The organism is Streptomyces sp. R-74717 (genome assembly GCF_047305335.1).
Classification (GTDB): Bacteria; Actinomycetota; Actinomycetes; order Streptomycetales; family Streptomycetaceae; genus Streptomyces; species Streptomyces atratus.
Genome location: NZ_CP102361.1, coordinates 66,863 through 87,906, shown reverse-complemented (window position 1 = coordinate 87,906; position 21,044 = coordinate 66,863). Strand labels below are relative to the sequence as shown.

Sequence of the window (21,044 nt, the reverse complement as noted above, 5' to 3'; positions counted from 1 at the left end):
CGGTCTGCCGGTGCCAGGAGTCCGGCCAGGTCAGTTTGGAACTGTGAGGCTGTAGCGGAGTTTCGTCTTGGCATCCGCGCCGAGGCGGTCGTAGAAGCGGATGGCTCCCTTGTTCCAGACTGGGGTCTGCCACTGGATCTCGGTGAGGCCGAGGTTGCGTGCCTCGGCCGTCACGGCATCCATGAGTAGTGCGCCGAGGCCTGAGCCCCGGCTGTCGGAGCTCAGGAAGAGGCAGTCCATGTGGAGGTATTCGCGGCCTTCCCAGGTGGAGAGTTCGGGCGTGCAGGTGGCGTAGCCGACGACCTCTCCGCCAGGCAGCTCTGCCACCAGGCAGCGCAGCCGTGGTGTCGGGGTGGCGAAGAGCAGGGCTTTGAGTCGCTGCGCGAGGTCGAAGGCGGGTGGCGCGGCTTGTTCGTACGCGGCGTGCTCGGCAACCAGTTCGGCGATCCGCGGCAGATCGTCGGGGCGTGCATGCCGCACGTTCGGGGCACTTTTCACCGGACACTGCCCGTCAGGGTGTCCGCACCCCAGGCGGTCAGGCGGTTTGTGATCGGGCCGCTGCCGTCGAGGACATGTCGTGAGAATGCGTCGCGTTCATGGGCCAGGATGGCGGCTTCCCAGACGCAGGGGGCAAGGCCGGTGCGGCCTGGGCGGAGCTGGTCGGGGTGCCCGGCCGGTCCGGTGAAGATGGCCAGGTCGGACATGTGCCCCTCGATCCAGCTGTGGACCAGGACGTAGTCGCCGTCGCCGCCGGCATGCATGATCAGGACAGCGAGCCCGAGTGACCCGCGGGTGCGGCCGAGTTCCAGGTGTGCCGCGGTGATCCGCAGGGCGGCGGCGATGTCCTGCTCCGTCACAGTGCGGCCTGGTGCCTGAAGGGAGTAGGTCTTCACCAGGTGGCCGCTGGCCTCTCGGGTGCCTGCAGTCCGTGTGGTGCGTTCGTGGTGCCCCTGGGCCAGGGTGAGCAGTGCTTCCGTGTCCACTGCCGCTGGCAGTTCCTCGAGATCACTCATTCGTCCATCATGCAGTGCTCGTTGTCGACCGGATCCCCGAGCTGTGTTAGAGGCCAGTTCAGTTTTCCCAGTGGCGGCCAGTTACTGGGGAGACAACTGGCCGCCGATGTCACTGCATGTAACTGAGCCCAACCGGTTGGCGTCAGTACACGATTGACACGATCTGGCAGGCTGCTTCGGCCAGTTGACGGTCGCCGTCGATGTGGGCGCGGGCCAGGGCAGTGTCCGGCTGGATGCTGCGGGTGCACAGGCGCCAGGCGGTTTCCGCGTCCAGGCCCACGAGCGCGGCGGGACGTTCGGTGTCCGGCTCGGCGAGCGACCATCGATTCCCGGTGGCCGTCACCGTCCAGGTGCCGTCGGCTGGGCCGTTGATCCGCATCTGGATCTGCGTGCCGACCGGCGCGGTGACCTCGCGCAGGGTGTGGGGCAGGGCCCGCATGAAGGTGTCCAGGACCACGGACAGGAACCGCGGATCGGGGTCGGTGTCCTGGCCGATGGCGTGGCGGATCTGCTGGCGGTGGGTCCAGAACTCGGTGAAGTCGCGGGCGCTGTCCAGCCACATCGGCGCTGGATCGACCCCGGCCCAGGACACCCCAAGTGACGGAGAGTCGGGGTCGGTGGCCTCGAAGAACCGGGTGACCTGCCCGCCGATCAGGTCGAGGGTGTCGGTGAGCGCGGCCGGGCTCACCCGGCGGTAGGCGTCGACCCATTCCTGGTTGATGCGGTGGATGAACGCCTCCAGCGTCTCACCCGGCGCGAAGCCGGGGCCGTCCTGGTGGCCGTCGCGATCCCGGGCGAGGCGCCCGTAGAAGTCGCCCAGGACGTGCGCGGCAAGATCCCGGACGGTCCAGGCCGGCACCGCTTCCTTGCCCCAGTCGTCGGGCGTCAGGCTGCTCAGCGTGGCCATCAGCGCGGCCTGCTCCGGGGCGAACAGAGAGCGGGCATCGATCGGGGCTCCGAGCCAGGAATGGCTCGGTACGTCATCGAGCTGGGCGTTCATGGCTCAAGCCTGCCCATCAGATGACTGTTTCGCCAGTGAATATCTCATTGTGACGGCTCTCGTCAGCTACCTTGCGTAACCACGCCAACCGGCCGTACCTTGGGGAAATCCTGATGGCCGCTGTCATTCCGGGGTTGTGTCTGTGTTTTTGGGTGGTGGTTTTGCGGGTTCCGGGATTTGTATGGTGTGTCATTTTCTGATGGGTGGTGAATTCGGGGGTCGTGTTTTGTGGCGACGGATGGATTTCGGGTTGGGTGTCTGGTTGCGTGTCAGGTGAGGGTTGTTCAGTGCTCGGGTAGGGTTCGGGTGGTGGGGTCGGCCCTCGGGTGAGGGGAGTGCCGGGCGGTTGCGATCTCTCGGTTTGGTGTCGGTGGTAGTGAGAGTCAGTAGTGCTGGTGTGGGCCTGTGGTCTTTCAGCGCTGGTCAGTGGGGTGTCGGTGGTGGGGTTGTCACTGTCATAGGGCGAGAGATCTGGGTGGGGGATCACTGTCGTGGGGCTTTATCTCATGGCAGGTGATGCTGTCTCAGGTTCGAGACTCCACAATGGCGAACCTAAACTTCCCGGTATTGCGCCAAGACCTCCCTGCAGCACTCCTTCACCGCGGCCGCGATGAACTTCGCCCGCCTGGACGCCTGGCTCACCGGCACCCCCTTCACACCGACCCGCACCTCACCCTTCGCAGCACTCCGCCCCGCCGGATAGCTCCAGCAGGGCGGAATTAACCAACAGGGTCCGGTCCGGTGCGGGGCTCTTTCTTCGAGAGGTGAGTTGATCGGCTGCGCCGCTCCGCCCTGAGGCGAGCCCCGGGGCGGAGGGCTGCGGTGCTGTCACGACGCGGCCGCCGCACGGACGTTGGGGGCGGCACCGCCATTCGGCGAAGGGTCAGATGCTGATCGTCGGGCTGTAGTAGGTGTCGGCGGTGATCTGCCATCCGACGGCAGTGGTGCGGGACCCGGCGGGGCAGGTGATCGTGCCGGAGAGGTATCCGCCACGCGCCGTGAGGTTCTTCTTCAGTTCGTAGACGCGCTGGCCGGAGCCTCCCTGGCACGTCACGCCGAACGTGCCCTTGACGGCCTTGTACGTCTTGTTGACGAAGTTGACCCGTACCTTGTCCGCGGCGACCTTCTGGATGCACCGCGAGATCTTCACGCCTGAGCAGTGCCATGCGCCGGCGGCGCGGGTTGTCTGGGCCTGAGCGGCGGTGACGGACGTTCCCAGCAGTGCTGCCGCGGCGAGAGCCGTGGCCATCATTCGAGCTGTGTTCTTCACGTTTCCCCGTTGCTTTCCGTGCGTAACAGACCGGCTCCGGCGGGAGTTTCATGCCGGAGCGGCAAGGGCCGAGTCAATCATGGCGGCAGGCCCGCCGGACGTGAACCTGATTTCCGTCCCTGCCGGTGGTGCCGCAGTCCACGGGTCGTCCGGCTGCCACGGGTGAGCTCCGTCTCGCGGGCGGGGTCAGGGGGTGCCGGGTTCGGGGCGGGGGGTGAAGGGGCTGGAGGTGTGGGCGACGGCGTCGGGGCCGAGGGTGGGGGCGAGGCTGGACGACATTGACGACCTGGACGACATTGACACCGACGACCTGACCGAGCAGCTCGCGTACCGCATCACCGCTCACCGCGCCGACGCCTGCTGACGGTCGGCGTGCGCCTCCACCTGGAAGGGAAGTTCATGTCTGAGGTCGTGCAGCTCACCGCCGACGTGGTGTGCATCCGTGGCGCCGAGGTACTGACCATCGTGCGCGGCTGGCCGCCCCACCAGGGCGACCGGGCGTTGCCTGGTGTTCCAGTGCGTCCAGCGGCCGAGCGTCTCGCGCCGGTAGAGGAGCGTCGGCGGGATCCCGGAGCGGGACGGCGGGATCGGCATCGCGTCCAGGTCCAGGTCCCGCATGGCCAGCCCGAGTTGCCGGTGACCGTGCCTGTCCCAGTCGGCGGCTTCCTGGAGCAGGACGGCGTCGACGTGCCGGGCGCCGACCTGCTCGGCCGCGTTGTTGATGCGCTCGGCCAGCTGCGGCCAGCGATGGTCCGGGTCCCCCGATCCGGTGCGGAGGCCGCCGAGCCCGAGGTTCTGCAGAAGGGCCCGGCTCCGTTATGCGAGGGATCCGCCCGGCAGCAGATAGACCAAGGCCAGAGCCCGGCGGATGCCGGGGCCTCGGCAAGGACAGGCGGTAGACGTTGCCGCCGTGGAGGCTGGCGTAGAGGGCAGGCTCCTCGGGACCGACTGCCAAGGTGCGTACGTCCAGGTTGGGCAGGTCGCCGGAGATGTTCTGCCAGGTGGCGCCGTTGTCCGTGGACCGCAGGACCCCCCGGCCGGCTGCGATCTTCGGGCCCGGTCAGGTTGCTTCGTCGAGCAGGCTCTGGAATTTCTTTTGTACGCGGAGCGCCTTTTTGATATCTGCCGCCGTGGCGTCCGGGAGGTTCCGGACGTAGGAGCACGCAGTGGCCTGGTGCTCGACGATGTAATCCTTGATGTTGGGGTCGTGGATGCCCGGGTAGGCTTCTGTGTGCTGCAGTATGGCGTCGAAGAGGTCCGGGAATTTGGCGGCGAAGTCATCGATATACGCGTCCCAGTCGCCGTCGAAATTCGTGGCGAACAAGAGCCGCGTGTCGTCGTCGAAGAGCACCCACCGTGCGTCGTGCAGTGTGCCGACCCTCTCGTCTATCTCCTTTTGCCTCTCCTTGAACCCGGGTTGTACAAAGAACTCGCGGATCTTTTGTGCGTGGCCGGGTTTGATGTTGAAGAAGAGAGTGAACTCGCTCGTCCTGCCGTCCTGCCGTCCTGCCGTCCTGCCGTCCTTCAGTCCATGGCGGTGCGCCGCTTCTGTGACCATGACGGTATTCCCTCCTGCAGGTCCGGTGGGCCTTGTCGTGTCTGCAGTCGGATTCGTTTCGGCGGTCCGCTGGTGCCCCCGTGCCGGTGCTTCGAGCGTACGTCGGTCCTATGGCCACCGCGATTGCAGGTCACGGGGCTCAACGGTTCATCCTTCGAGGTCGGCGAGCCAGTTCAGAGCCCGGATTCCGGGCAGGAAGAGGTACTCGCCACCCTTGGTGATCGCGAAGCGGGGTAGCTGCTGAAGCCGGCGGCGCACGGGCCGCCGCGGGATGGTGAATGTCCCGGTGCCGTCGTTGTTTCCCACGATCGGGTCCTTCTCGGTGCCGAGTCCGACGAAGTCGCCGTCGTTGGCCCACTGGGATTTGAGGAACTCGAACTGCCGGACAAGGTCGGTTCCCATGAAGATGAACACGATGCCGCGCTCGGCGCCGTCGTCTTCGAACTGTCCTTCGGGGAGCATGGGGCCGTAGGGGGTGCCGCGGCGTAGGGCTCGGTGCAGTTTCACGTCCACGAAGGCGTCGGCCAGGGCGTCGCGTGGGTTCATCCGCCGGATATGGGAGCCGAGTGGGCAGCGCAGTCCCGCCGGATCCTGCTCGCGGTAGGTGAAGTCGTTGACGCGGTGTGGATCGGTGGCGATGTCCGGGTTGTCGTGGTCCGGGCTAGCACCAGGGGTGCCCCGCTGCGCCAGCGGCCGACCATCTTGGCCGCGAGCAGTTCTTCTTCTTCTTCTTCTTCTTCGGGTGAGGAGGCGTTGTCCTTCAGGTAGCGGCGGTACTCGGCCACCCGAAGGTGAAGTTTGCGGAAGGCCACGTAGGTGCCGTTGCGGCTCAGGACGTCGGGCTGGGGCATGGGCGTGACCCGTCCGGTCTGGTTGACGTAGCCCAGGAGGAACTCGCCGGCCTTGATGGTGGGGCCGAAGCCCGGCAGGTAGCCGTAGTCACCGCTGCCCATCCGCTGAGCAATGCTGGCCACTCCGGCGCCTTCGATGTCGGGCTCGCCGATCCCGTCCACGAAGCCCAGGTGGGTGCGCTTGGTCGGCAGCGCCGAGGCGTCCAGCCGGTAGATCACCGACACCCCCGGCAGGTCCCTGAGTGCCTCGCGGGCCGTGCCCAGCAGGGACTCCATCGCGGCGGCGTCCGGGGCGAACACGGACACCGCGACATGGACGTCCGCGCTGCCCAGCGGGGCGTCCCAGTGCTCGGGGCTGCTGTCGCCGGTGTCTCCGAGCCGTTCGGCACGGGCTGCCATGCCTTCGCGGAAGGCGTCGGGGAAACTGTCCAGCGACGCCTGAGGCACGCCAAGGGCCCGCAGCCCGGAGTGGCTCAGCCCAACGCTCAGCCAGGCTTTCTCCGGGGGATCCCACCACTGGGTCGCTGAGGCCACGTGGGGCACCAGACGCCGCAGCATCCGGCGGCCGTCGGCCGCCTCGTCGACGCGCAGCAGGAAATAGGCGCCGGTGAAGGGCGTGGGGCGCTGCCGCAGCACAGTGCCCTGAATGTCCTCCAACTCCAGGACCTGGGCGTCGTTCGTATCCTGCGACATCGGCCTCTCTCCGTTCGCCCCCGAACCGACCGGCACTCGAAGGCAACACTCGCCCTTCCCGTCGGGTCTCCTCTACGGGCCGTCAAGCGACGCTTCGCCGACCGTCATCACGGTAGGCACCCCAGGGGGCGGCCGCTCGTTGACGACAGCCAGTCGGCGTCCGCTCTCGTTGCCTCAGCGCTGCCGTCGCTACACCGAATGACTCACCTGCACGCTTGCCAAGTCTGTTGATGGGCTCGCAGGTCCGGACAGGTTCCTTGGGTCAGCGGTCGATCGCCTGGAGGACGAGTGCGTGGAGCTGCTCGGCGGTGTGGTCGAAGGGCTGGGCGCTTCGTTTGGCGCGGCACATCGCGATGGTGCCCTCGACCGACGCGACGATGAGGGTGGCGAGTTGAGCGGCCTGTCCGGCATCCGCTCCGTGCCGGCGCAGTGAGTCGGCAAGGAGGGTTTCCCAGCCGTCGAAGACCTCGGCGGCCGCGTCGAGAGCGGCGGGGACCTCATCGGCCGGGGGCTCCTCGATGGCGACCGCGAGCACCGGGCAGCCGGCACGGAAGTCGGTGGTGACGACGATGTCGCGCCACAGGGCGAGGAAGGCGCGCAGTCCGGCGACCGGGCCTGCCTCGAACTCCTCGCGCAGTGCGCGGGCAACCGTCTCGCCCGCGTAGCGGACGGCCTCGGTGGCCAGTTGCGGCTTGCCGTCGGGGAAGTAGTGGTACGTGGACCCGAGCGGCGCCTTGGCGTGCTTGGCCAGGTCGCGAATGCTGGTGGCGTTCAGCCCGCGTCTGCTGATCATGTCGGCTGCGCCGGCGACGATCCGGTCGCGGGCCTGCGGGCTCGGCTTTGGCATCCGCGCTCCCCTCTGGTTATAACGATCGTCATAGTCTAGCGTGAGCCCCGCCTATAACGACTGTCATAAATCTCGTGATGGTCGACACCGAGGGAGGGCCTGCCATGCCGATGATCCAGCTCACCGTTCCCCGCGGGTCTCTCACGTCAGAAGGTCGTGAAAGCGTCCAGGGCGCCCTGGCCGGCGTATTGCTGCGTTGGGAAGGGGCGCCGGACACGCCGTTTTTCAGGGCCCAGGCGTGGAGCTATCTGAACGAGCTGCCCGAAGGCGCGCAGACCACCGCCGAGGACGCCGCTCCACGCTTCCTGGTGGAAGTGACCGTTCCGCAGGGCGCTCTGTCCGAGCGCCGCAAAGCGGGTGTGGTCGCCGATGCGACCTCCGTGGTCCTGAAGGCAGCCGGGCTCTCCGAAGCGGACGCACTGCGGGTGTGGGTGCTCATCCACGAGCAGCCCGAAGGGAGCTGGGGCGCCGGCGGATCCGTCATCCGCTTCACCGACCTGGTCGCTCTCGCCCAGGACGCGAAGGGGCCGAAGGCCGATGCGTGAACCGACACATGCCGGGCGGCTCACGGCTGGTCTGCGCGCTGCGTAACCGGCCCGATCCCGGTCACGCGCCACCTCCGTGACCTGCCACCCCACCGATCCCATCCGCTTGCCCACTCTGAAGGATCCGCTATGCCCACGCTTGACCGCCAGGACAACGTCTTCGTCCTCGACCTCGGAGACGGCGAGAACCGCTTCCACCCCGACTGGATCGCCTCTGCCAACGCCGCGCTGGACGAGGTGGAGAAGGCCAACGGGCCGCGTGCCCTGGTGACCGCCGCCACGGGGAAGTTCTACTCCAACGGCCTGGACCTGGACTGGCTGTTCGCCCACGCCGACCAGCACCAGGACTACGTCATCTCCGTCCACGAGCTCTTCGCGCGGATGCTGTCCCTGCCGCTGATCACCGTGGCAGCCCTGCAGGGGCACACCTTCGCGGCCGGTGCGATGTTCTCCCTGGCACACGACTTCCGCGTGATGCGCACCGATCGCGGCTACTGGTGCCTGCCCGAAGCAGACATCAACATCCCCTTCACCCAGGGCATGTCCGCCCTCATCCAGTCCCGGCTGGCACCGCAGTCCGCCCACGAGGCGATGCTCACCGCCCGCCGCTACGGCGGGGGCGACGCGCAGGCCGCCGGCATCGTCGACCGCGCAGTCGACGAGGACGCCATCCGCACCACCGCCATCGAGATCGCCCAGGCACACGCCGGCAAGGCGGGCGACACCCTCGGCACCATCAAGGCCCGCATGTACGCCCCGGCCCTGGCCACCCTGCGGGACACGACCAACCCCCTCGGCTAGACACTGATGGTGCGCCAGGTGACGGCGGGCAGGGGGACAACGGCCCCCGCCGCCTCGGGCGCATCTCGCTGCCGCTTCGTGCGCTGACGCGGTCCTCGCGCTGCCGACCAGGACCAGCGAGGTCCGCCTCTTCGAGCTCGACAACGGCAGCATGTCGCAGGCCCGGCTCGCCAAGGAGGTCTGGGACTACGAGCGCTACGCCGGGCACCGGGTCTGGGAGGGCGCCCGCGGCACGATCGGCGGGACGTACCCGTTCTGGCAGCGCCACCGCTACACCCGGTCCAAGATCTTCCCGCGGCTGCACGTGGTCCTGGCGGGGAAGGTGGGGCACCTGCTCGACAACCGCCTCCAGGCGCTGGCCGCCGACGTGAAGGGAATCGCCGTCGCGGTGTGGGTGAACATGTGATCCAGGGTTCGTAGTTGGTGTGGTGGGCGTGCTTGAGCTGGGGTGTTGAAGGTTTTTTGATAAGTGGGTGGGTGCTTCCTGGGTGTCTGTGGCAGTGGTGACGGGGTGTCTGGCCTGGGGATGTTCAGGGTTCGTTGATAACGGTGGTGTGGTGTTGGTGATGGTCTCCGGCATCTAAAGGGTCGGTGCGGGTCTGTGCTGGTCAGCTGCTTGCTGCGCGCTTTCACTAGCAGCGTTTGTCCGGCACTTTGGGCAGCAGTTGGAGGTCGACGGGCTCGGAATTGTTCAGGAGGGATGGACGTCAGTGCATGGGTGAGACTGAGCGGCCGAGTTGGCCTGCCTTTGATGGCGTCGAGATACTGACCCCTGTGAGTAGCGTCGCGTTCGTGGTCATCTCAGGTCTACCGGGCAGCGGGAAGAGCACCCTGGCACGGAGTCTGGCCAGGCGCCTCAGCCTTCCGGTGATCGATAAGGATGTGATCCTGGAGTCCCTCTACGACTCGCTCGGAGTCGGTGACCATGCCTGGCGAAACAGGCTGAGCAGAGCAAGTGACGACGTCATGTTCGCCTTGGCAGCGGACGCCGGCCGGCGAAGGGACGAAAGGACAAGGTCATGACTGATCAGGAGAACAGGACGGCCGACCGCGCGTCGGCGTTGCCGGCGGTGGCCGACCGGGCCACCTTCCAGGCAGAACTGGACAAGCTGCGGGTGCGGGAGAAGGCGCACACCCGGGAAGGTGACGCGATCGCTGCGGCCCGACGGCGCCTGCCCATGGTCGAGGTGGCCGCCGATCTCGAGCTGACGGGGCCCGACGGGCCGGTCACTCTGCTCGAAGCGTTCGAAGGGCGCGGCCAGCTCATCGCCTACTACTTCATGTGGCACCACGGCCACCCCGCGGCCGAGCAGTGCGAAGGCTGCACGTGGGTCACCACCCAGGTTGAGGAGCTGTCCTACCTTCACTCGCGCGACATCACCTACGCGGTCTTCTGCCAGGGCCCCTACGAGGCAAGCCGCCGCTACCGCGACTTCATGGGCTGGGACGTGCCGTGGTACTCGGCAGTCCCCTCCCAGGACGTGCTTCTGGTCGGACGCCATGTCGGCATGATGCACCTCGTGTGCTACCTACGGGACGGCGACCGCATCTTCGAGACCTACTGGACGACCCTGCGCGGCGTAGAGGCCATGGACTACAGCTATGCACTCATGGACCTCACCGTGTACGGACGTCAGGAGCTGTGGGAAGACTCGCCCTCCGGCTGGCCCCGCGTTCAGGGCACGCCCGCCGATCACGTCCGACTGCGGAGCAACGGACGCCCCATCCCTCAGTGGTCACGACTCGAGGCTGGCCGTTCCGACGACCTCACACCGAGGCCCTGACGCTCAAGCGGCCACGCAGGGCCGGAGGGGTCGGCGATGACCGTGCAGCCCGGGGCGATCTCCGTGTAGCCGCGCGTCGCGGACCACCGGGAGGCCCGCGGCCAGACATCGCGGCGCCTGCAGCGGCCGCAAACCAGCGCTCACCCCCCCCAAGCAGGCGCAGGTCAGGGGCTACTTCGTTTGTCTTCTCGGCGAAACCTGCTGGGACCCCCGACCTGCGCCGATGCCGAGGCCGCGTCTCCGACGAGCAACCGCGGCACCAAAGGATTGCGCACGCCCGGCCGACGGAACGAGTGCGCATCGAGCCTGGATTCCGGCGTTTCCGCAGGAAGCGGTGCGCACGAAGACGTGGACCCTACAGCGTGGGAGCCGCGCGAGGCGACGCCCGGCCGACGGCCGGTCATGGAGATTGCCGGCATCGACCAGCGGCTCATCGGCTGGCAGTCGACCCGCCGTCAGCAGATCGCCGACGCGATGTCTGTCCTCGTGGCCGACTACGAGGAGAAGCAGGGGCACCCGCCGGGGGAGCGGGCCTCCTACGCGCTGGACTGCCAGGCCGCCGACCGGACGCGCCCGCCGAAGCGCACGGTGCTGTTGTCGCTGACCGAGCTGCGTGAGCGATGGCGGGCCTCGGCGATCCGGGCCTACGGTGCCGACGTCATCGACCGGTTGGCGGAGCGGGCGCGGGTGGCGGCCGCGGCAGTGTGGGCGCGGGCGCGAACCAGCCGTCGACGTCGCCCTGGCCGCCGTCGAAACCGTCGCCGTGGTGTACGTGATGCGCGGCGCGTTCAAGCGCCGGACCCCAGGAGGAGTTGCGTGAGCACACCGGAAGAACCCAGTTTCGATGACATCCTCGCCCGCGCACGCGAAGCCGCCCCGGAGCTGAATGCCGTGCTTGATGAGCCTGTGCTGTGGGAGCCGATCTGGAAACGGCCCCGGACACCGAAGTCGAAGGCGGAGAAGAAGCAGGAACTGCGCAAGCAGCGACGGCGGCTTCAGGACGCCGGACGCCGCCGCTTCATCACCGGGCAGTCGCGCCGGCCCCGGCCCCGACAGAACCGCATCGGCAACGCGGCCGCGCGCCGAGATGCCCGCGCCCTGTCCCGGGTGCGGCACTCCAACGCCTGGCTGTGGTGACGATGCCGAGCATCGTCCACCGAGTCACTGCGCGGTGTTCGGCATCCGGTCAGTCCACCGAGTGGACACCACCCGCGGCTCCACTCTCCGGCGCGCATCGCCTGACGGTGGGCTCCACTCTGGTGCGCACCACGCGCACCGCACCAGGTGCGCACCACCCGACGAAAGAGGCGGAAGGCCGGCTGTCCACGACGCTGGAGGGCACCGGGCGCTGTGTCCAGAACCGCGCCCGGATGGTGCGCGCCCTGTATGAACGCCTGGAAAGTCTCACCGAAGCCTTCCCGGCCGCCCACCCGTGACCGCAGCCAGCGGCTGTCACACGGCGGCTGGCTGCGGCACTTCGAGGGCATCGGCCACCTTGCGCGCCATCGCCGCCACCTGTGGCGGGAGGTAGCTGTCCAGGGAATTGACGTCGTCGCAGAGCTTGGCGCGCAGCCCGTGCAGGCACGCCTCGGTGAACAGCTTCTGCGGGTCTTCCTCGGGCTGCTGCGCAGCCTCCGCCTGGCGCCGACCACGGCCGTGCAGCGTCCCCAGCGCAGGGGCGCGGAGAACACCCCGGGGACGCCTAGCAAAGCCGGCCAGGTGCGCCCGGTCGTCGTCCTGGGGCCCGGCCACCCGGCTCTGCTTCCGATCGACCTGCAGGTACGACAGGAGCGTGTCCTTGGACACGCCCATGTGCTCGCAGTACGCCACGATTCCGGCAGTCGGCCAGCGGCTGCATCCGGGTCTCTCCCGCTCGGCGCGCTGGCGGTCGAAGAGACCACCCCCCGGGGCGGCCGTGGTCTCTTCCCCCACGACAAGTGCCTGCATGGCAGATGGCTTCAGTACCTGTGGCTGCCGGGGCCGGGACGCTTCACCCGCTGCCCGACACGTTCGGGTGATCACGGGGTGTTTGCCGGGCATGTTGGGCGCAAGTGGTGCGAATATCCCGCATGCAAGGGCAAAGCGCCCAAGTAGGTACTTCTGCCTATGTGTTGACGCATAGGCGTCGAAGGAGAGCGGCATGAACTTCGGACCCGACGAAAGCGGCCAGGGGCGTAAGCGCGCTGCGGGGATGCTGAGGAACAAGAACGTGCGTCGCGCCGCCTGGGTGGGTGCGGCACTCGGTGTCGTGGCGGTGGCAACGGGAGGAGTGGCCCTGGCGGTCACTGCTGGGCGGGTGACCGCTCCCTACGCTCAGGCATCCGCTCTGGTCAACGCGGACGGAAGCGTGGACCGAGCCAAGGGGATCAAGTCGGTGACCCGGGCGCCCGCCGCAGGGCGCTTCTGCGTCCAGCTGGAGGACTCCCGTCTGGACGTTTCCGAGCTGACACCGGTCGCCACCTTGACCACGGGCGGATACCCGGGCCAGATCTACGTCGAGCCTGGCGTCAACCCTCAGTGCGGCAACCAGAAGGACACCATCCTGGTCGTGACCACGAACTGGGAGAAGGGCGGAGACTACAAGCCCTTCTACCTGCTCGTTCCGTAGTAGCGCCCGGGCCAGGGCAGACTCTGCACGCCAGCCGCCGGAAGGTGCGAGCCGGCGGCGAATCTGGCTCGCCCCCGTGCAGACCTCCCGCCCGGCCGCCCGAACGTGCACACCGACAAGCGCCAACGAGACCCCGGAACGCCAAGACGTCCTGGGGTCTCCTGTCGGTCCGGTTCAGTTCCCGGCCATCGACGATGTCACGCCCACTCCATACCCAGCTTTGTGAGGGCGGCGCGCTGGGCCCGGTGAGCCTGTCGCGGCGGCTCTTGGCGTCGCTCATAAACACCCCCAGCCGGACACCGAGCGGGTGCTCCTCACTATCTACTCCGCGGTGCCATGGCGTCGGATGTCCGCGTACACCCGCGCCCTCACGCCCGCCTCTCCTGGAGCCGCCACACCGGAGTGATGCCGGAGGTGGCCCACCGCTGCTGCAAGCTGTCCATCACCGCACGGATGGTGTCCTCGTCGGCGGCGGTGACGTCCAGGCCACGAGGCCCGGCTCGGTGATGTGCTGCTCGTCGATACGCATGCCCCCGATGACGACGCGGTACGGCGGCCCGGTTCGCCGATGGCCGCGCGACCGCCCGGACGGGTGACAGCCGTAGTCACACTGCTCTTTGCAGGTCGCCGGGGTGCCACCGGGCCCGTAGACAGAGAAAGTGCAGTCGGCGGTCTGTGACAGGACGACCTGGGCTGCTGCCCCTCACGCTGGGGCCCGCGCCACCCCAGAGGGTGCGGGCCCCGGCGACACAGCTCTGGGCGGGCTGAACCGGCCGGTTGGGTCGGGCTATCGGAGGTAATTCTGCTGCCACTCCAGCGACGGCATGGACAGCGCGGCCTCGGCGAGGGCCTTCGCGGACGGCGTGTTGAGTGACGCGAGGCTGGTGTCGATCCAGTTCTGAGTGAGGGTGTAGCCCTGTTCCCGGTACTCCACCGCTTGCACCAGGCACTCGAGCTTGTCCGCGTCGCGGGCGACGACCGCCTCCGGGGTTTCGCCGGCCTCGTACTCGTCGACCGCGCTCTGCACCCCGGTACGGACGGCCGGGTGAGCGCTTGAGACCTGGTCCGCGGTCACCTCGCCGTTCGGGGCGGCCCGCAGGTAGCGGCGGCCGATGTGCGGGATGTCGCCGACGCGGGTTTCCTGGCTGTCGTGGAACAGGCACATCAGCGCGACCCGGGCCGGGTCGGCGCCTTCCATCATGGCGAGGACCGAGCCGATGATTCCGACGCGGAAGGAGTGCTCGGCAACCGACTCGGGGTTCTTGTTGCCGGTGAACCACCAGCCGGTGCGGGCGGAGCGCTTGAGCACGCCCATCTCGAAGATGAAGCCCGCGGTGCCCTTGGTGGTGTCGTCCGACATGCATGCCTCCGGTTGCTCAGGTGCGGTTGTTGTCGAGAACGTAATGGACCCTGCCCAGCTCCCGGCGTGATCGTGCCGAAAGGTGAACGCCGTCCAGTAGTTGGGCCGTGCGCTCGCGCAGTGGGGAGGAGAGCGGGCCGGCCGCCTGCGGTAGCCACGGGGCCACGGCAAGGAGCGCGTGCAGGGAGTGCGCGTACAGGTCGACGAAGCCGGGTGCGTCGACCAGACCCGTGGCGAGGCCGCGCAGCAGGGTCAGCGCGTCCCAGCCGGCCAGGCCCCGGTCGCACATGAACGTGTCGTCGCTCTGCGGGACGGGCAGCGCACCCAGCCACAGCGCCCAGTAGTTCAGGTTCGCCGCCTCGGCGGTGTCGTCGTCGGCCAGGGCGCGGTCGATGAAGTCGAGCAGCGGCTGCGGGTCACCGAGCCGGGCCAGGGCGGTCGCGGTGGAGCGGGCGGCGGCCCACTGCGGTGACCAGCCCCGGCGGGCGAGGACGTCGCGCCGCCCGTGGAGGGTGTGCGCGGTCCACGCGGCCGCGTCCGGGCTGCGGTGGTAGGAGGCGAGGTAGAGCGCCTGGCGGTGCAGCAGCACGCCGCCCTCGCCCTGCCGGGCGGCGTGCTCGGTGGTGGCGCGCAGCCGGTTGAAGAACACTGCCCGGTCACCCGTAGCCAGTTGCGGGGAAGGGGCGACCGGCCCGCGACGGGGCCCGGGTAACCGTCCGGCGAGGGCCGGCGGAGTGGTCCCGTTCAACGCCCAGGCCAGCATGTGCGCGGTGTCCCGGGTGTGCACCCACCCGGCCAGCGGATGCGGTCCACCCCCGTCGTCGAGCCCGGCCGCGACGATGCGGTCCGCGTCCATCGCCGCGTCCAGCCACCGCACCAGACCCGCATCCGCACCGAGCGCGGGCAACCGCCGCCGCAGCTCCAGCAGCGCCCCGGCCCTCATGTTCGCCAGCGGGCGCCGCCCCGACTCCCAGCCCTGCAACGTGTCGACGTCCACGCCCAGGGCCTCGGCCATCGCCACCTGCGTACGCGGGATGCTCTCGCGAGCCAGGCGCAGCACGAAGCCCGTGATCGCTCCCGCCGATGTCCGTCGAGGCCTGCCCATACCGGTCTGCTCCCCGGTCGCCCTGCGCACCGAAACCCGTACTCACGGTCAGTCCTACCGCATCCCGTCCCTCCATACGGTCGGGATACGGCCAACACCAGGCGATCGGGCACACCGGCGCCGACCGGCCGCTTCCGCACGCGCCCACGCCCACTGCAGCGAGGCCCTGATGAGCAGCACGCACACGGTCCTGTACGACCCCGACGGGCTGATCGAGGCGGAGCTCCCGCTCGACCGCGAACCGTACGAATGCCTCGTCGCGGCCGTGCTGGCGTGGACCGACCCGGACATACAGCCCCGCGACTACGCGCAGATCGCCCTACAACTCACCGGGCACGCACGCGCCGTCGCCTCCGACGTCCAGCGGCACGCCGACCGGCTGCCGAAGGACAGCGGCCGACGGGCACTCGCCGAGGTGGTGCTTGCCGAGGCGGAACGGCGGCTGTCCGCGCCGGCGGAAGGCACCCTGCGCTGCGCCCAGGGCCGCGCCCGGCTGGTCCGCGCCTTGTACGGGCGGCTGGACCGGCTCGCACAGCCCCCGCCCGCCACGGGGGCTTCCTGAAGCTGCCGCGTGCCCGGGCGGGACCACGGTCCCCGGGTGCGCGGCGTATCGCCCCGCCCGGACCCCGGGCGGACAGCACCACTCGATCCGACACGAGAGGGGCACCACCATGACCACCGTCATCGAGCCCGCCGCCGTCGCGGTCCGGGCCCGGCAGATCCTGGACGCCTGGCAGGCCGACCCCGAGTTCGGCCGGCTGTGGGAGGGCTGCGCGAAGTACAGCAGCGACTGGGACGACTTCTACGGCTACCCGATCATCCTCGACTACGACGCCGTCGCCGACGCGCCCGCCCTGTTCACCGAGACCACCCGCGCCATGGCGCTCAAGTCCGCCATGTACGAGCTCACCGGCTACGACGAGAAGCGGGCGGAGCTCCCGCTGCCAGTTCCGGTTGACGTCATGTCGCATGCCCTGTGCGCCCAGTTCACCCTGCTCTCCCGGATACAGGACCGCACCGGCATCAAGTTCGTCCACATGACCGACATGGAGGACAGGATGGCCGGCGGAACCTGGATCCACGGCGACTACACCCACCAGGCGTACCGGGCCGCGTGGGGGCCGGTGAGCGAACGGTTCTGGATCGACGCGGCCGAGACCGAGCGCCGCCGCCGGATCCTCGATGAGGTGTACGCGCAGATCGGCGTCACCGAGCGAGGAAGGAAAGCCGCCATCCTCTCCGCCGCCGCGGCATAACCTCCGGCTCGTCGACGGCCGTCTCAGTCTTCGGCGGCGGGGCGATCCGGTCCGGCTCCAGTCCCACCTTGTGCGGATGGACGCACGCCGGGGTCCGGTCGGCGGTGTACCGAAAGCCGTCGGCCGGATCGAACGGGCACTCCCAGGACGGCCGGTCGTAGACCACGAACTCCTCGCGCGGCAGCCGCTTCGACGGGCAGATCCCGCACGCCGGATGGTCCTCGCCCTGGGAGAAAGGCTCGCTCATACCGAGCACCGTAGCGGGACATGAGCCAGCCCCGACCACAACCACACGAACGAACACGGCTGAGTGGGCGGCGGGTCAGTGATTGGGTCAGCAGGCGCCGGCCCCATCTCGACCTGCCCATGGCCCCGGACATCCGGCCGCCTTCGTCCCGTTCGGCGCGCCGGGCAGGGCTGCTGTCCGGCCGAGGTCGTGCAACGGGTTGCGCAACGGTGGTGCTGACGAGTCGCGCAACGGGGTGCGCAACGAGGCGCCCAACAGGTTGCCGGGGTCCGGAGCGGGCGGCGGTGTTCGGGCAGGTCACACCCCCTGGGTCAGCACCGCCCCGGCAGCGACACCTCTCTCTGCAGGAGAGAGGTCCCTCCTCATCCGACCCCTCCCGGGCAGGATCGTGCCGCCGCGCCGGTGATTGCCGGTTCAGACCGGTGTCGCCTCCGGTGCCGGACGAATGGAGGCGAGCGGGGAGCGCCGGCCTTTGCCGACGCTACGCCGCTCTCCCAGTCGACCTCGGTTCGTGCGGCGGGCAGGGCGTCGACGGCTCTGGCCCGGCTCGTGCCGAACCGCACCTCGATTGCCTCCGAGGGCTTGATCGACTGCAACGCGGATGCCCGGTACCGCAACACGCCTGCGCGTTGCACCCCTGACCTGCGCAGACACCCACACCCGGCGGCCCTCAGCCGCGTGTTGCACCCCGTGTTCCACGCCCTCGCCGGCATGCCCGGCGGTGTCAGTGGCCGCCGGTAGCCTCCGCCGGATGATGGTGGGCACCGAAAACACGAGGCTGTCAAGTCTCTGTGCAGGTAGTCGCGCTGCGCTGCCGAAAGGCACGTGGCAGCAGCGCGTCTTGGCGACGGCGGGGCGCAGTGGTGGATGCTGTTCACCGCAGACCGCAAGACCGAGAGCTGCGCACGCTGGAACAGCGGCTGACCAAGTTGTGTGAGTCAATCGCAGCGGCGAACCGCCGGTCGCGACGGGCCTGGGGGCCCCTATCTCTTTCGTCAAGTGTCGGGTTGCGGTGTTCGGCCCAAAGCCGAGCGTTGTGGACCACGGCGTGGAGCCGGGAAGAGGACGGCGATGTGGCCGTCTGCGGGAGGGGTGCGGCGCTGGGAAAACCACTTGATCCGCTGGCTTACGGTTCCTGCATGACGACTACGCTCCGCCTGGCAACGGTCACTGCCGCCAACTTCGATGTCGCGATCGGCCTGAAGGTTCGCCCTGACCAGGAACACCTGGTGGCGCCGGTCGTGAAGTCCCTCGCCGAGGCGTACGTGTACCCCGGCATAGCTTGGCCCCGCGTCATCTTCGACGGCGACCGGCCCGTCGGCTTCCTCATGGCCTTCCTCGACATCGACTTCGCGGGCGACGGCAAGGGCACAGACATCCGCTCGGGCCTGTGGCGGCTCAACATCGCGGCCGGTGAACAGGGTCGCGGCTATGGCCGCTTCGCGGTCGAGTCCGTGGCCGCTGAAATCCGCCGCCGCGGTGGCACCCGCCTGACCACCACCTGGCACCCGGGCGAGGACGGCCCCGAGGGTTTCTACCTGGGGCTCGGGTTCCGGCCGACGGGGGAGATGAGCGGGGATGAGAAGGTCGGGGAGTTGGAGTTGGGCTAGGCAGATCCGCCGGACGTTGCGGCTTCATGCCCGCGTGTGCAGGAGTTCTCCCCGTAGAGGCTGACTGGCCTTGCGTTCCAGATCAGGCGGCTGATGCGGGTCGTGATTCGTAGAAGGTGCCGTCGCGGAGCATGGCGAACAGGACGTCGATACGGCGTCGGGCGAGGCAGAGGAGCGCTTGGGTGTGGGTTTTGCCCTGGGCGCGTTTGCGGTCGTAGTAGGTGCGGGAGGCCGGGTCGGCAAGGGAGGCGAACGCGGCTAGGAAGAAGGCCCGTTTGAGCTGCTTGTTTCCGCGTCGGGAGGGTTGTTCGCCGCGGATGGAGGATCCGGAGACGCGGGAGGCGGGGGCCAGGCCGGCGTAGGCGGCGAGGTGGCCGGAGGTGGCGAAGGTGCTGGCGTCGCCGACGTCGATGAGGATGCGCGTGCCGGTCCTGACGCCTATCCCCGGCATCGACGTCAGGAGTTTGGAAAGAGGGTGGGCCTCCAGGAGGTCGGCGATCTGCCGTTCCAGGGCGGCGCGTTGCGTGAGGTGGGCGCACAGTTGGGCGGCGAGGCCGGGCACGATCGTGGTGGCTGCGCCGGTGCCCGCGACGACGACGGTCTGCTCGTCGAGGGCGGTGAAGATGTCCTCGACCAGGCGCTCGGCCATCCTTGGTGCCTGGGGTCGGATCAGGGTGATCAGGCGGCGGCGTCCGGCTTTGCGGATCAGGGCCGGGGAGCCGTATCGCTCCAAGATGGTGAGGACGGCCGGGCGCTGGATGCGCGGGCCCAGGACCCGTTCCAGCGCGGGGTGGATCTGGGTGAGCAGGCCGCGCAGCCGGTTGGCGGTGCGGGTGACCTCGCCGGCGAGGTCGTCGTCGTATCCGGCAAGCATGTCGAGCTCGGCGATGGTCTCGTCGGTGGCGGCCAGGACGCGCAGGGTGTGGGGCATGGTGCGGGCGGCGTCGGCGATGATGAACGCGTCGCGGGCGTCGGTCTTGGCCTCGCCGGGGTAGAGGTCGGCGATCCGGCGCATGGTCAGGCCGGGCAGGTAGGCGACCAGGCAGCCCGCGTCGCGGGCGACGGCCAGCGGCAGGGCGCCGATGTTGGCGGGCTGGTCGACGACCAGCAGCACGGTGCCGTACTTCGCGCTCAGCTTGTCGAACAGGGCCCGCAGCTTGGGCTCGCTGTTGGGCAGCCGCTTGTCGAAGACGGTCTTGCCGGCCGGGGTCAGGCCCCGCCCGTGGTGTTCGCCCTTGCCGACGTCCAGGCCGAGGAAGACGGCTACCTCGCTGATCTCGATCACCAACAGCCTCCGCTGACGCGCTCGTGTCCCGGCCTCACGTACGGCACCAGATGCCGGCATCCACGTTACGAAGGCCTGCCGTACCCGTCGCCGGGCCGGCGGTCGTGCCCCTAATCAGCGGTCTACTGGTGCCTCCGGTGCCCGGTGACACCACCCCCCGGATCATGCGTACGACAGGGGGAGACAGTCATGCCGGGCCCGGAGGCCGGGAGCCCCATTGCGGGGCCACGAAAAAGGTAACGGGGGGGGCATGCCCGGCTGTATCTCGACGAAGAGCGCCGCTGGTTTGACCTTGACGCTGCGTCAACTTCTAGCATCGGGGCCATGTCGATCACTGTTCTTGACACCTACTCCGCTATGCGGCAGATCCTGCTGGCCCCGGTCGCGGACCGCGTTGACCTGCTGCGTTCGATGCTGGAGGCCAACGCGGGCATGTACCGCTACCACCCAGGCGAGCTCGACCTGGTAGCCGTACACCTCCAATCGTCCGGGTTCCCCATCGACCGCGACGAGGAGCGTTGCCTCGACGCGCTCGAGACCCTGGCGGCGGCCGGGGCCTGGGAGCGGATGCAACGCGCGCTCGACAACGCTCTCGCCGTACTGCTGGAGGCGACGCCGGGGCTGGAGGCCCCGGACATCACCGTGCTGTTCGTCCTCGGCGATCCGGGTGACGAACACTTCATGGGTCCCTGCCAAGGATTGACCGGGTTCGGCGGCATCTCGGGCAACATCGCCATCACGTTCTGGCCCTTCCCCGAGAACGTGGAGCGGCTGGAGGCCACCGCCGTGCACGAGCTCAATCACAACCTGCGTTGGAGCCCGGGCGGGGTCATGTGGGACCCGATGACCGTCACGGTCGGCGAGCACATCGTCGGCGAGGGCCTGGCCGACGCCTTCGCCCGACAGCTCTACGGCGACGAGCTTGGCCCCGCCCGCATCGGCGTGCCGCACCTGCACGACGACGAGGTCTTTGCCAAGGTGCTCACCGGGCTCGACGTGACAGGCATGCAGAACTTCACCGCCTGGGTGCACGGCGACCCCGGCGCGGAGCACCTCGGCGTCGCCCCGGTGGGATTGCCGATGGGCGCGGGGTACGCCGCGGGCAACCGGCTGGTCGACACCTACCTGGCGGCGACCGGGCAGACGGCGGCGCAGGCCCTGCTCGCCGACGCCTCGGAGATCATCGCGACCACGCTGCGCCGCGGGTGACA

26 protein-coding genes and 2 pseudogenes are annotated in these 21,044 nt (G+C 68.9%); 14 read left to right on the top strand and 14 right to left on the bottom strand.

The window, feature by feature from the left end:
- Positions 1-30: 30 nt before the first annotated feature.
- From NRF20_RS00445 to NRF20_RS00430, 4 genes are all read right to left on the bottom strand, one after another.
- Positions 31-498, bottom strand: a complete 468-nt coding sequence (locus tag NRF20_RS00445) for a GNAT family N-acetyltransferase (protein WP_398635215.1) — start codon at positions 496-498, stop codon at positions 31-33.
- On the bottom strand, positions 495-1,013 hold the full coding sequence (locus tag NRF20_RS00440; protein ID WP_398635216.1) for a hypothetical protein: 519 nt from the start codon (positions 1,011-1,013) through the stop codon (positions 495-497). Before NRF20_RS00440 ends, NRF20_RS00445 begins: the two co-directional genes overlap by 4 nt.
- Positions 1,014-1,155: 142 nt before the next feature.
- The gene (locus tag NRF20_RS00435; protein WP_398635217.1) at positions 1,156-2,013 is read right to left on the bottom strand and encodes a maleylpyruvate isomerase family mycothiol-dependent enzyme; all 858 of its coding nucleotides are present in this window, start codon (positions 2,011-2,013) and stop codon (positions 1,156-1,158) included.
- Between the two features lie 883 nt (positions 2,014-2,896).
- On the bottom strand, positions 2,897-3,283 hold the full coding sequence (locus NRF20_RS00430) for a hypothetical protein (RefSeq protein WP_413751746.1): 387 nt from the start codon (positions 3,281-3,283) through the stop codon (positions 2,897-2,899).
- 214 nt (positions 3,284-3,497) lie between these two features.
- Here NRF20_RS00430 and NRF20_RS00425 point away from each other — a divergent pair, with 214 nt between their 5' ends.
- A complete protein-coding gene (locus NRF20_RS00425) occupies positions 3,498-3,647 on the top strand; it encodes a hypothetical protein (protein ID WP_398635219.1) in 150 nt (49 codons plus the stop codon).
- Here the strand turns inward: NRF20_RS00425 and NRF20_RS00420 are convergent.
- The 5 genes from NRF20_RS00420 to NRF20_RS00400 form a co-directional block, all read right to left on the bottom strand.
- Complete coding sequence (locus NRF20_RS00420; protein ID WP_398635220.1) at positions 3,626-3,901, bottom strand: hypothetical protein; 276 nt, start codon at positions 3,899-3,901, stop codon at positions 3,626-3,628. The genes NRF20_RS00425 and NRF20_RS00420 overlap by 22 nt on opposite strands.
- A gap of 442 nt (positions 3,902-4,343) precedes the next feature.
- A complete protein-coding gene (locus NRF20_RS00415; RefSeq protein ID WP_398635221.1) occupies positions 4,344-4,841 on the bottom strand; it encodes a hypothetical protein in 498 nt (165 codons plus the stop codon).
- 147 nt (positions 4,842-4,988) lie between these two features.
- Positions 4,989-5,387, bottom strand: a complete 399-nt coding sequence (locus NRF20_RS00410; RefSeq protein WP_398635222.1) for a hypothetical protein — start codon at positions 5,385-5,387, stop codon at positions 4,989-4,991.
- Positions 5,384-6,385 (bottom strand): hypothetical protein, encoded by a 1,002-nt coding sequence (locus tag NRF20_RS00405; protein WP_413751745.1) that lies wholly within the window; start codon positions 6,383-6,385, stop codon positions 5,384-5,386. The genes NRF20_RS00410 and NRF20_RS00405 overlap by 4 nt, the downstream gene beginning before the upstream one ends.
- Positions 6,386-6,647: 262 nt before the next feature.
- Positions 6,648-7,232, bottom strand: coding sequence for a TetR/AcrR family transcriptional regulator (locus NRF20_RS00400; RefSeq protein WP_398635224.1), 585 nt, complete (start codon positions 7,230-7,232; stop codon positions 6,648-6,650).
- Between the two features lie 104 nt (positions 7,233-7,336).
- Between NRF20_RS00400 and NRF20_RS00395 the strand changes: the two genes are divergently transcribed.
- The 8 genes and pseudogenes from NRF20_RS00395 to NRF20_RS00360 all read left to right on the top strand — a co-directional run bounded on the left by NRF20_RS00395 (position 7,337) and on the right by NRF20_RS00360 (position 11,798).
- Positions 7,337-7,777, top strand: a complete 441-nt coding sequence (locus tag NRF20_RS00395; RefSeq protein WP_398634923.1) for a 4-oxalocrotonate tautomerase family protein — start codon at positions 7,337-7,339, stop codon at positions 7,775-7,777.
- A 129-nt stretch (positions 7,778-7,906) separates the two neighbouring features.
- Positions 7,907-8,578 (top strand): enoyl-CoA hydratase-related protein, encoded by a 672-nt coding sequence (locus tag NRF20_RS00390; protein ID WP_413751744.1) that lies wholly within the window; start codon positions 7,907-7,909, stop codon positions 8,576-8,578.
- A 94-nt stretch (positions 8,579-8,672) separates the two neighbouring features.
- Positions 8,673-8,984, top strand: a pseudogene (locus NRF20_RS00385) (replication-relaxation family protein); the annotation flags it as partial.
- Positions 8,985-9,292: 308 nt separating this feature from the next.
- The gene (locus NRF20_RS00380) at positions 9,293-9,601 is read left to right on the top strand and encodes an AAA family ATPase (RefSeq protein ID WP_398634925.1); all 309 of its coding nucleotides are present in this window, start codon (positions 9,293-9,295) and stop codon (positions 9,599-9,601) included.
- Positions 9,598-10,362 (top strand): DUF899 family protein, encoded by a 765-nt coding sequence (locus NRF20_RS00375; protein WP_398634926.1) that lies wholly within the window; start codon positions 9,598-9,600, stop codon positions 10,360-10,362. The genes NRF20_RS00380 and NRF20_RS00375 overlap by 4 nt, the downstream gene beginning before the upstream one ends.
- Positions 10,363-10,722: 360 nt before the next feature.
- Positions 10,723-11,158, top strand: a pseudogene (locus NRF20_RS00370) (relaxase domain-containing protein); the annotation flags it as partial.
- 20 nt (positions 11,159-11,178) lie between these two features.
- Positions 11,179-11,499, top strand: a complete 321-nt coding sequence (locus NRF20_RS00365; protein ID WP_398634927.1) for a hypothetical protein — start codon at positions 11,179-11,181, stop codon at positions 11,497-11,499.
- A gap of 107 nt (positions 11,500-11,606) precedes the next feature.
- Positions 11,607-11,798, top strand: coding sequence for a hypothetical protein (locus tag NRF20_RS00360; RefSeq protein ID WP_398634928.1), 192 nt, complete (start codon positions 11,607-11,609; stop codon positions 11,796-11,798).
- Between the two features lie 16 nt (positions 11,799-11,814).
- On the opposite strand, the gene NRF20_RS00355 is transcribed toward NRF20_RS00360, so the two are convergent.
- Entirely contained in the window at positions 11,815-12,309 is a 495-nt protein-coding gene (locus NRF20_RS00355) for a hypothetical protein (RefSeq protein ID WP_398634929.1), read from the bottom strand.
- A 193-nt stretch (positions 12,310-12,502) separates the two neighbouring features.
- On the opposite strand from NRF20_RS00355, the gene NRF20_RS00350 reads away from it, so the two are divergent.
- A complete protein-coding gene (locus NRF20_RS00350) occupies positions 12,503-12,970 on the top strand; it encodes a hypothetical protein (protein WP_398634930.1) in 468 nt (155 codons plus the stop codon).
- Between the two features lie 787 nt (positions 12,971-13,757).
- Here NRF20_RS00350 and NRF20_RS00345 read toward each other — a convergent pair.
- Together NRF20_RS00345 and NRF20_RS00340 are read right to left on the bottom strand one after the other, a co-directional pair.
- Positions 13,758-14,330, bottom strand: a complete 573-nt coding sequence (locus NRF20_RS00345; RefSeq protein ID WP_398634931.1) for an HD family hydrolase — start codon at positions 14,328-14,330, stop codon at positions 13,758-13,760.
- A gap of 16 nt (positions 14,331-14,346) precedes the next feature.
- Positions 14,347-15,435: a helix-turn-helix domain-containing protein gene (locus tag NRF20_RS00340; RefSeq protein WP_398634932.1), complete on the bottom strand. Its 1,089-nt coding sequence runs from the start codon at positions 15,433-15,435 to the stop codon at positions 14,347-14,349.
- Positions 15,436-15,604: 169 nt separating this feature from the next.
- Here NRF20_RS00340 and NRF20_RS00335 point away from each other — a divergent pair, with 169 nt between their 5' ends.
- Both NRF20_RS00335 and NRF20_RS00330 read left to right on the top strand, forming a co-directional pair.
- Positions 15,605-15,997 carry a DUF6415 family natural product biosynthesis protein gene (locus tag NRF20_RS00335; protein WP_398634933.1) on the top strand — a complete coding sequence of 131 codons (393 nt, stop codon included), beginning with the start codon at positions 15,605-15,607 and terminating at the stop codon, positions 15,995-15,997.
- A 109-nt stretch (positions 15,998-16,106) separates the two neighbouring features.
- Positions 16,107-16,691, top strand: coding sequence for a hypothetical protein (locus tag NRF20_RS00330; RefSeq protein ID WP_413751743.1), 585 nt, complete (start codon positions 16,107-16,109; stop codon positions 16,689-16,691).
- Here NRF20_RS00330 and NRF20_RS00325 read toward each other — a convergent pair.
- The gene (locus NRF20_RS00325) at positions 16,642-16,938 is read right to left on the bottom strand and encodes a hypothetical protein (protein WP_398634935.1); all 297 of its coding nucleotides are present in this window, start codon (positions 16,936-16,938) and stop codon (positions 16,642-16,644) included. The genes NRF20_RS00330 and NRF20_RS00325 overlap by 50 nt on opposite strands.
- A 1,139-nt stretch (positions 16,939-18,077) precedes the next feature.
- On the opposite strand from NRF20_RS00325, the gene NRF20_RS00320 reads away from it, so the two are divergent.
- Positions 18,078-18,548 carry a GNAT family N-acetyltransferase gene (locus tag NRF20_RS00320; RefSeq protein WP_398634936.1) on the top strand — a complete coding sequence of 157 codons (471 nt, stop codon included), beginning with the start codon at positions 18,078-18,080 and terminating at the stop codon, positions 18,546-18,548.
- Between the two features lie 82 nt (positions 18,549-18,630).
- Here the strand turns inward: NRF20_RS00320 and NRF20_RS00315 are convergent, their stop codons facing one another.
- Positions 18,631-19,833, bottom strand: a complete 1,203-nt coding sequence (locus NRF20_RS00315) for an IS110 family transposase (protein WP_413751742.1) — start codon at positions 19,831-19,833, stop codon at positions 18,631-18,633.
- A 324-nt stretch (positions 19,834-20,157) separates the two neighbouring features.
- Between NRF20_RS00315 and NRF20_RS00310 the strand changes: the two genes are divergently transcribed.
- Positions 20,158-21,042: a DUF2268 domain-containing protein gene (locus NRF20_RS00310; RefSeq protein WP_398634938.1), complete on the top strand. Its 885-nt coding sequence runs from the start codon at positions 20,158-20,160 to the stop codon at positions 21,040-21,042.
- Positions 21,043-21,044: the final 2 nt, after the last annotated feature.

What these genes read in the sequence shown, in the direction of transcription:
- NRF20_RS00340 (WP_398634932.1), bottom strand. Translation starts at nt 15,435, where the DNA reads ATGGGCAGGCCTCGACGGACATCGGCGGGAGCGATCACGGGCTTCGTG.
- NRF20_RS00345 (WP_398634931.1), bottom strand. Translation starts at nt 14,330, where the DNA reads ATGTCGGACGACACCACCAAGGGCACCGCGGGCTTCATCTTCGAGATG.
- NRF20_RS00400 (WP_398635224.1), bottom strand. Translation starts at nt 7,232, where the DNA reads ATGCCAAAGCCGAGCCCGCAGGCCCGCGACCGGATCGTCGCCGGCGCA.
- NRF20_RS00435 (WP_398635217.1), bottom strand. Translation starts at nt 2,013, where the DNA reads ATGAACGCCCAGCTCGATGACGTACCGAGCCATTCCTGGCTCGGAGCC.
- NRF20_RS00390 (WP_413751744.1), top strand. Translation starts at nt 7,907, where the DNA reads ATGCCCACGCTTGACCGCCAGGACAACGTCTTCGTCCTCGACCTCGGA.
- NRF20_RS00355 (WP_398634929.1), bottom strand. Translation starts at nt 12,309, where the DNA reads ATGCAGGCACTTGTCGTGGGGGAAGAGACCACGGCCGCCCCGGGGGGT.
- NRF20_RS00350 (WP_398634930.1), top strand. Translation starts at nt 12,503, where the DNA reads ATGAACTTCGGACCCGACGAAAGCGGCCAGGGGCGTAAGCGCGCTGCG.
- NRF20_RS00440 (WP_398635216.1), bottom strand. Translation starts at nt 1,013, where the DNA reads ATGAGTGATCTCGAGGAACTGCCAGCGGCAGTGGACACGGAAGCACTG.
- NRF20_RS00405 (WP_413751745.1), bottom strand. Translation starts at nt 6,385, where the DNA reads ATGTCGCAGGATACGAACGACGCCCAGGTCCTGGAGTTGGAGGACATT.
- NRF20_RS00415 (WP_398635221.1), bottom strand. Translation starts at nt 4,841, where the DNA reads ATGGTCACAGAAGCGGCGCACCGCCATGGACTGAAGGACGGCAGGACG.
- NRF20_RS00395 (WP_398634923.1), top strand. Translation starts at nt 7,337, where the DNA reads ATGCCGATGATCCAGCTCACCGTTCCCCGCGGGTCTCTCACGTCAGAA.
- NRF20_RS00380 (WP_398634925.1), top strand. Translation starts at nt 9,293, where the DNA reads ATGGGTGAGACTGAGCGGCCGAGTTGGCCTGCCTTTGATGGCGTCGAG.
- NRF20_RS00310 (WP_398634938.1), top strand. Translation starts at nt 20,158, where the DNA reads ATGTCGATCACTGTTCTTGACACCTACTCCGCTATGCGGCAGATCCTG.
- NRF20_RS00420 (WP_398635220.1), bottom strand. Translation starts at nt 3,901, where the DNA reads ATGCGGGACCTGGACCTGGACGCGATGCCGATCCCGCCGTCCCGCTCC.
- NRF20_RS00335 (WP_398634933.1), top strand. Translation starts at nt 15,605, where the DNA reads ATGAGCAGCACGCACACGGTCCTGTACGACCCCGACGGGCTGATCGAG.
- NRF20_RS00325 (WP_398634935.1), bottom strand. Translation starts at nt 16,938, where the DNA reads ATGAGCGAGCCTTTCTCCCAGGGCGAGGACCATCCGGCGTGCGGGATC.
- NRF20_RS00375 (WP_398634926.1), top strand. Translation starts at nt 9,598, where the DNA reads ATGACTGATCAGGAGAACAGGACGGCCGACCGCGCGTCGGCGTTGCCG.
- NRF20_RS00330 (WP_413751743.1), top strand. Translation starts at nt 16,107, where the DNA reads ATGACCACCGTCATCGAGCCCGCCGCCGTCGCGGTCCGGGCCCGGCAG.
- NRF20_RS00320 (WP_398634936.1), top strand. Translation starts at nt 18,078, where the DNA reads ATGACGACTACGCTCCGCCTGGCAACGGTCACTGCCGCCAACTTCGAT.
- NRF20_RS00410 (WP_398635222.1), bottom strand. Translation starts at nt 5,387, where the DNA reads ATGAACCCACGCGACGCCCTGGCCGACGCCTTCGTGGACGTGAAACTG.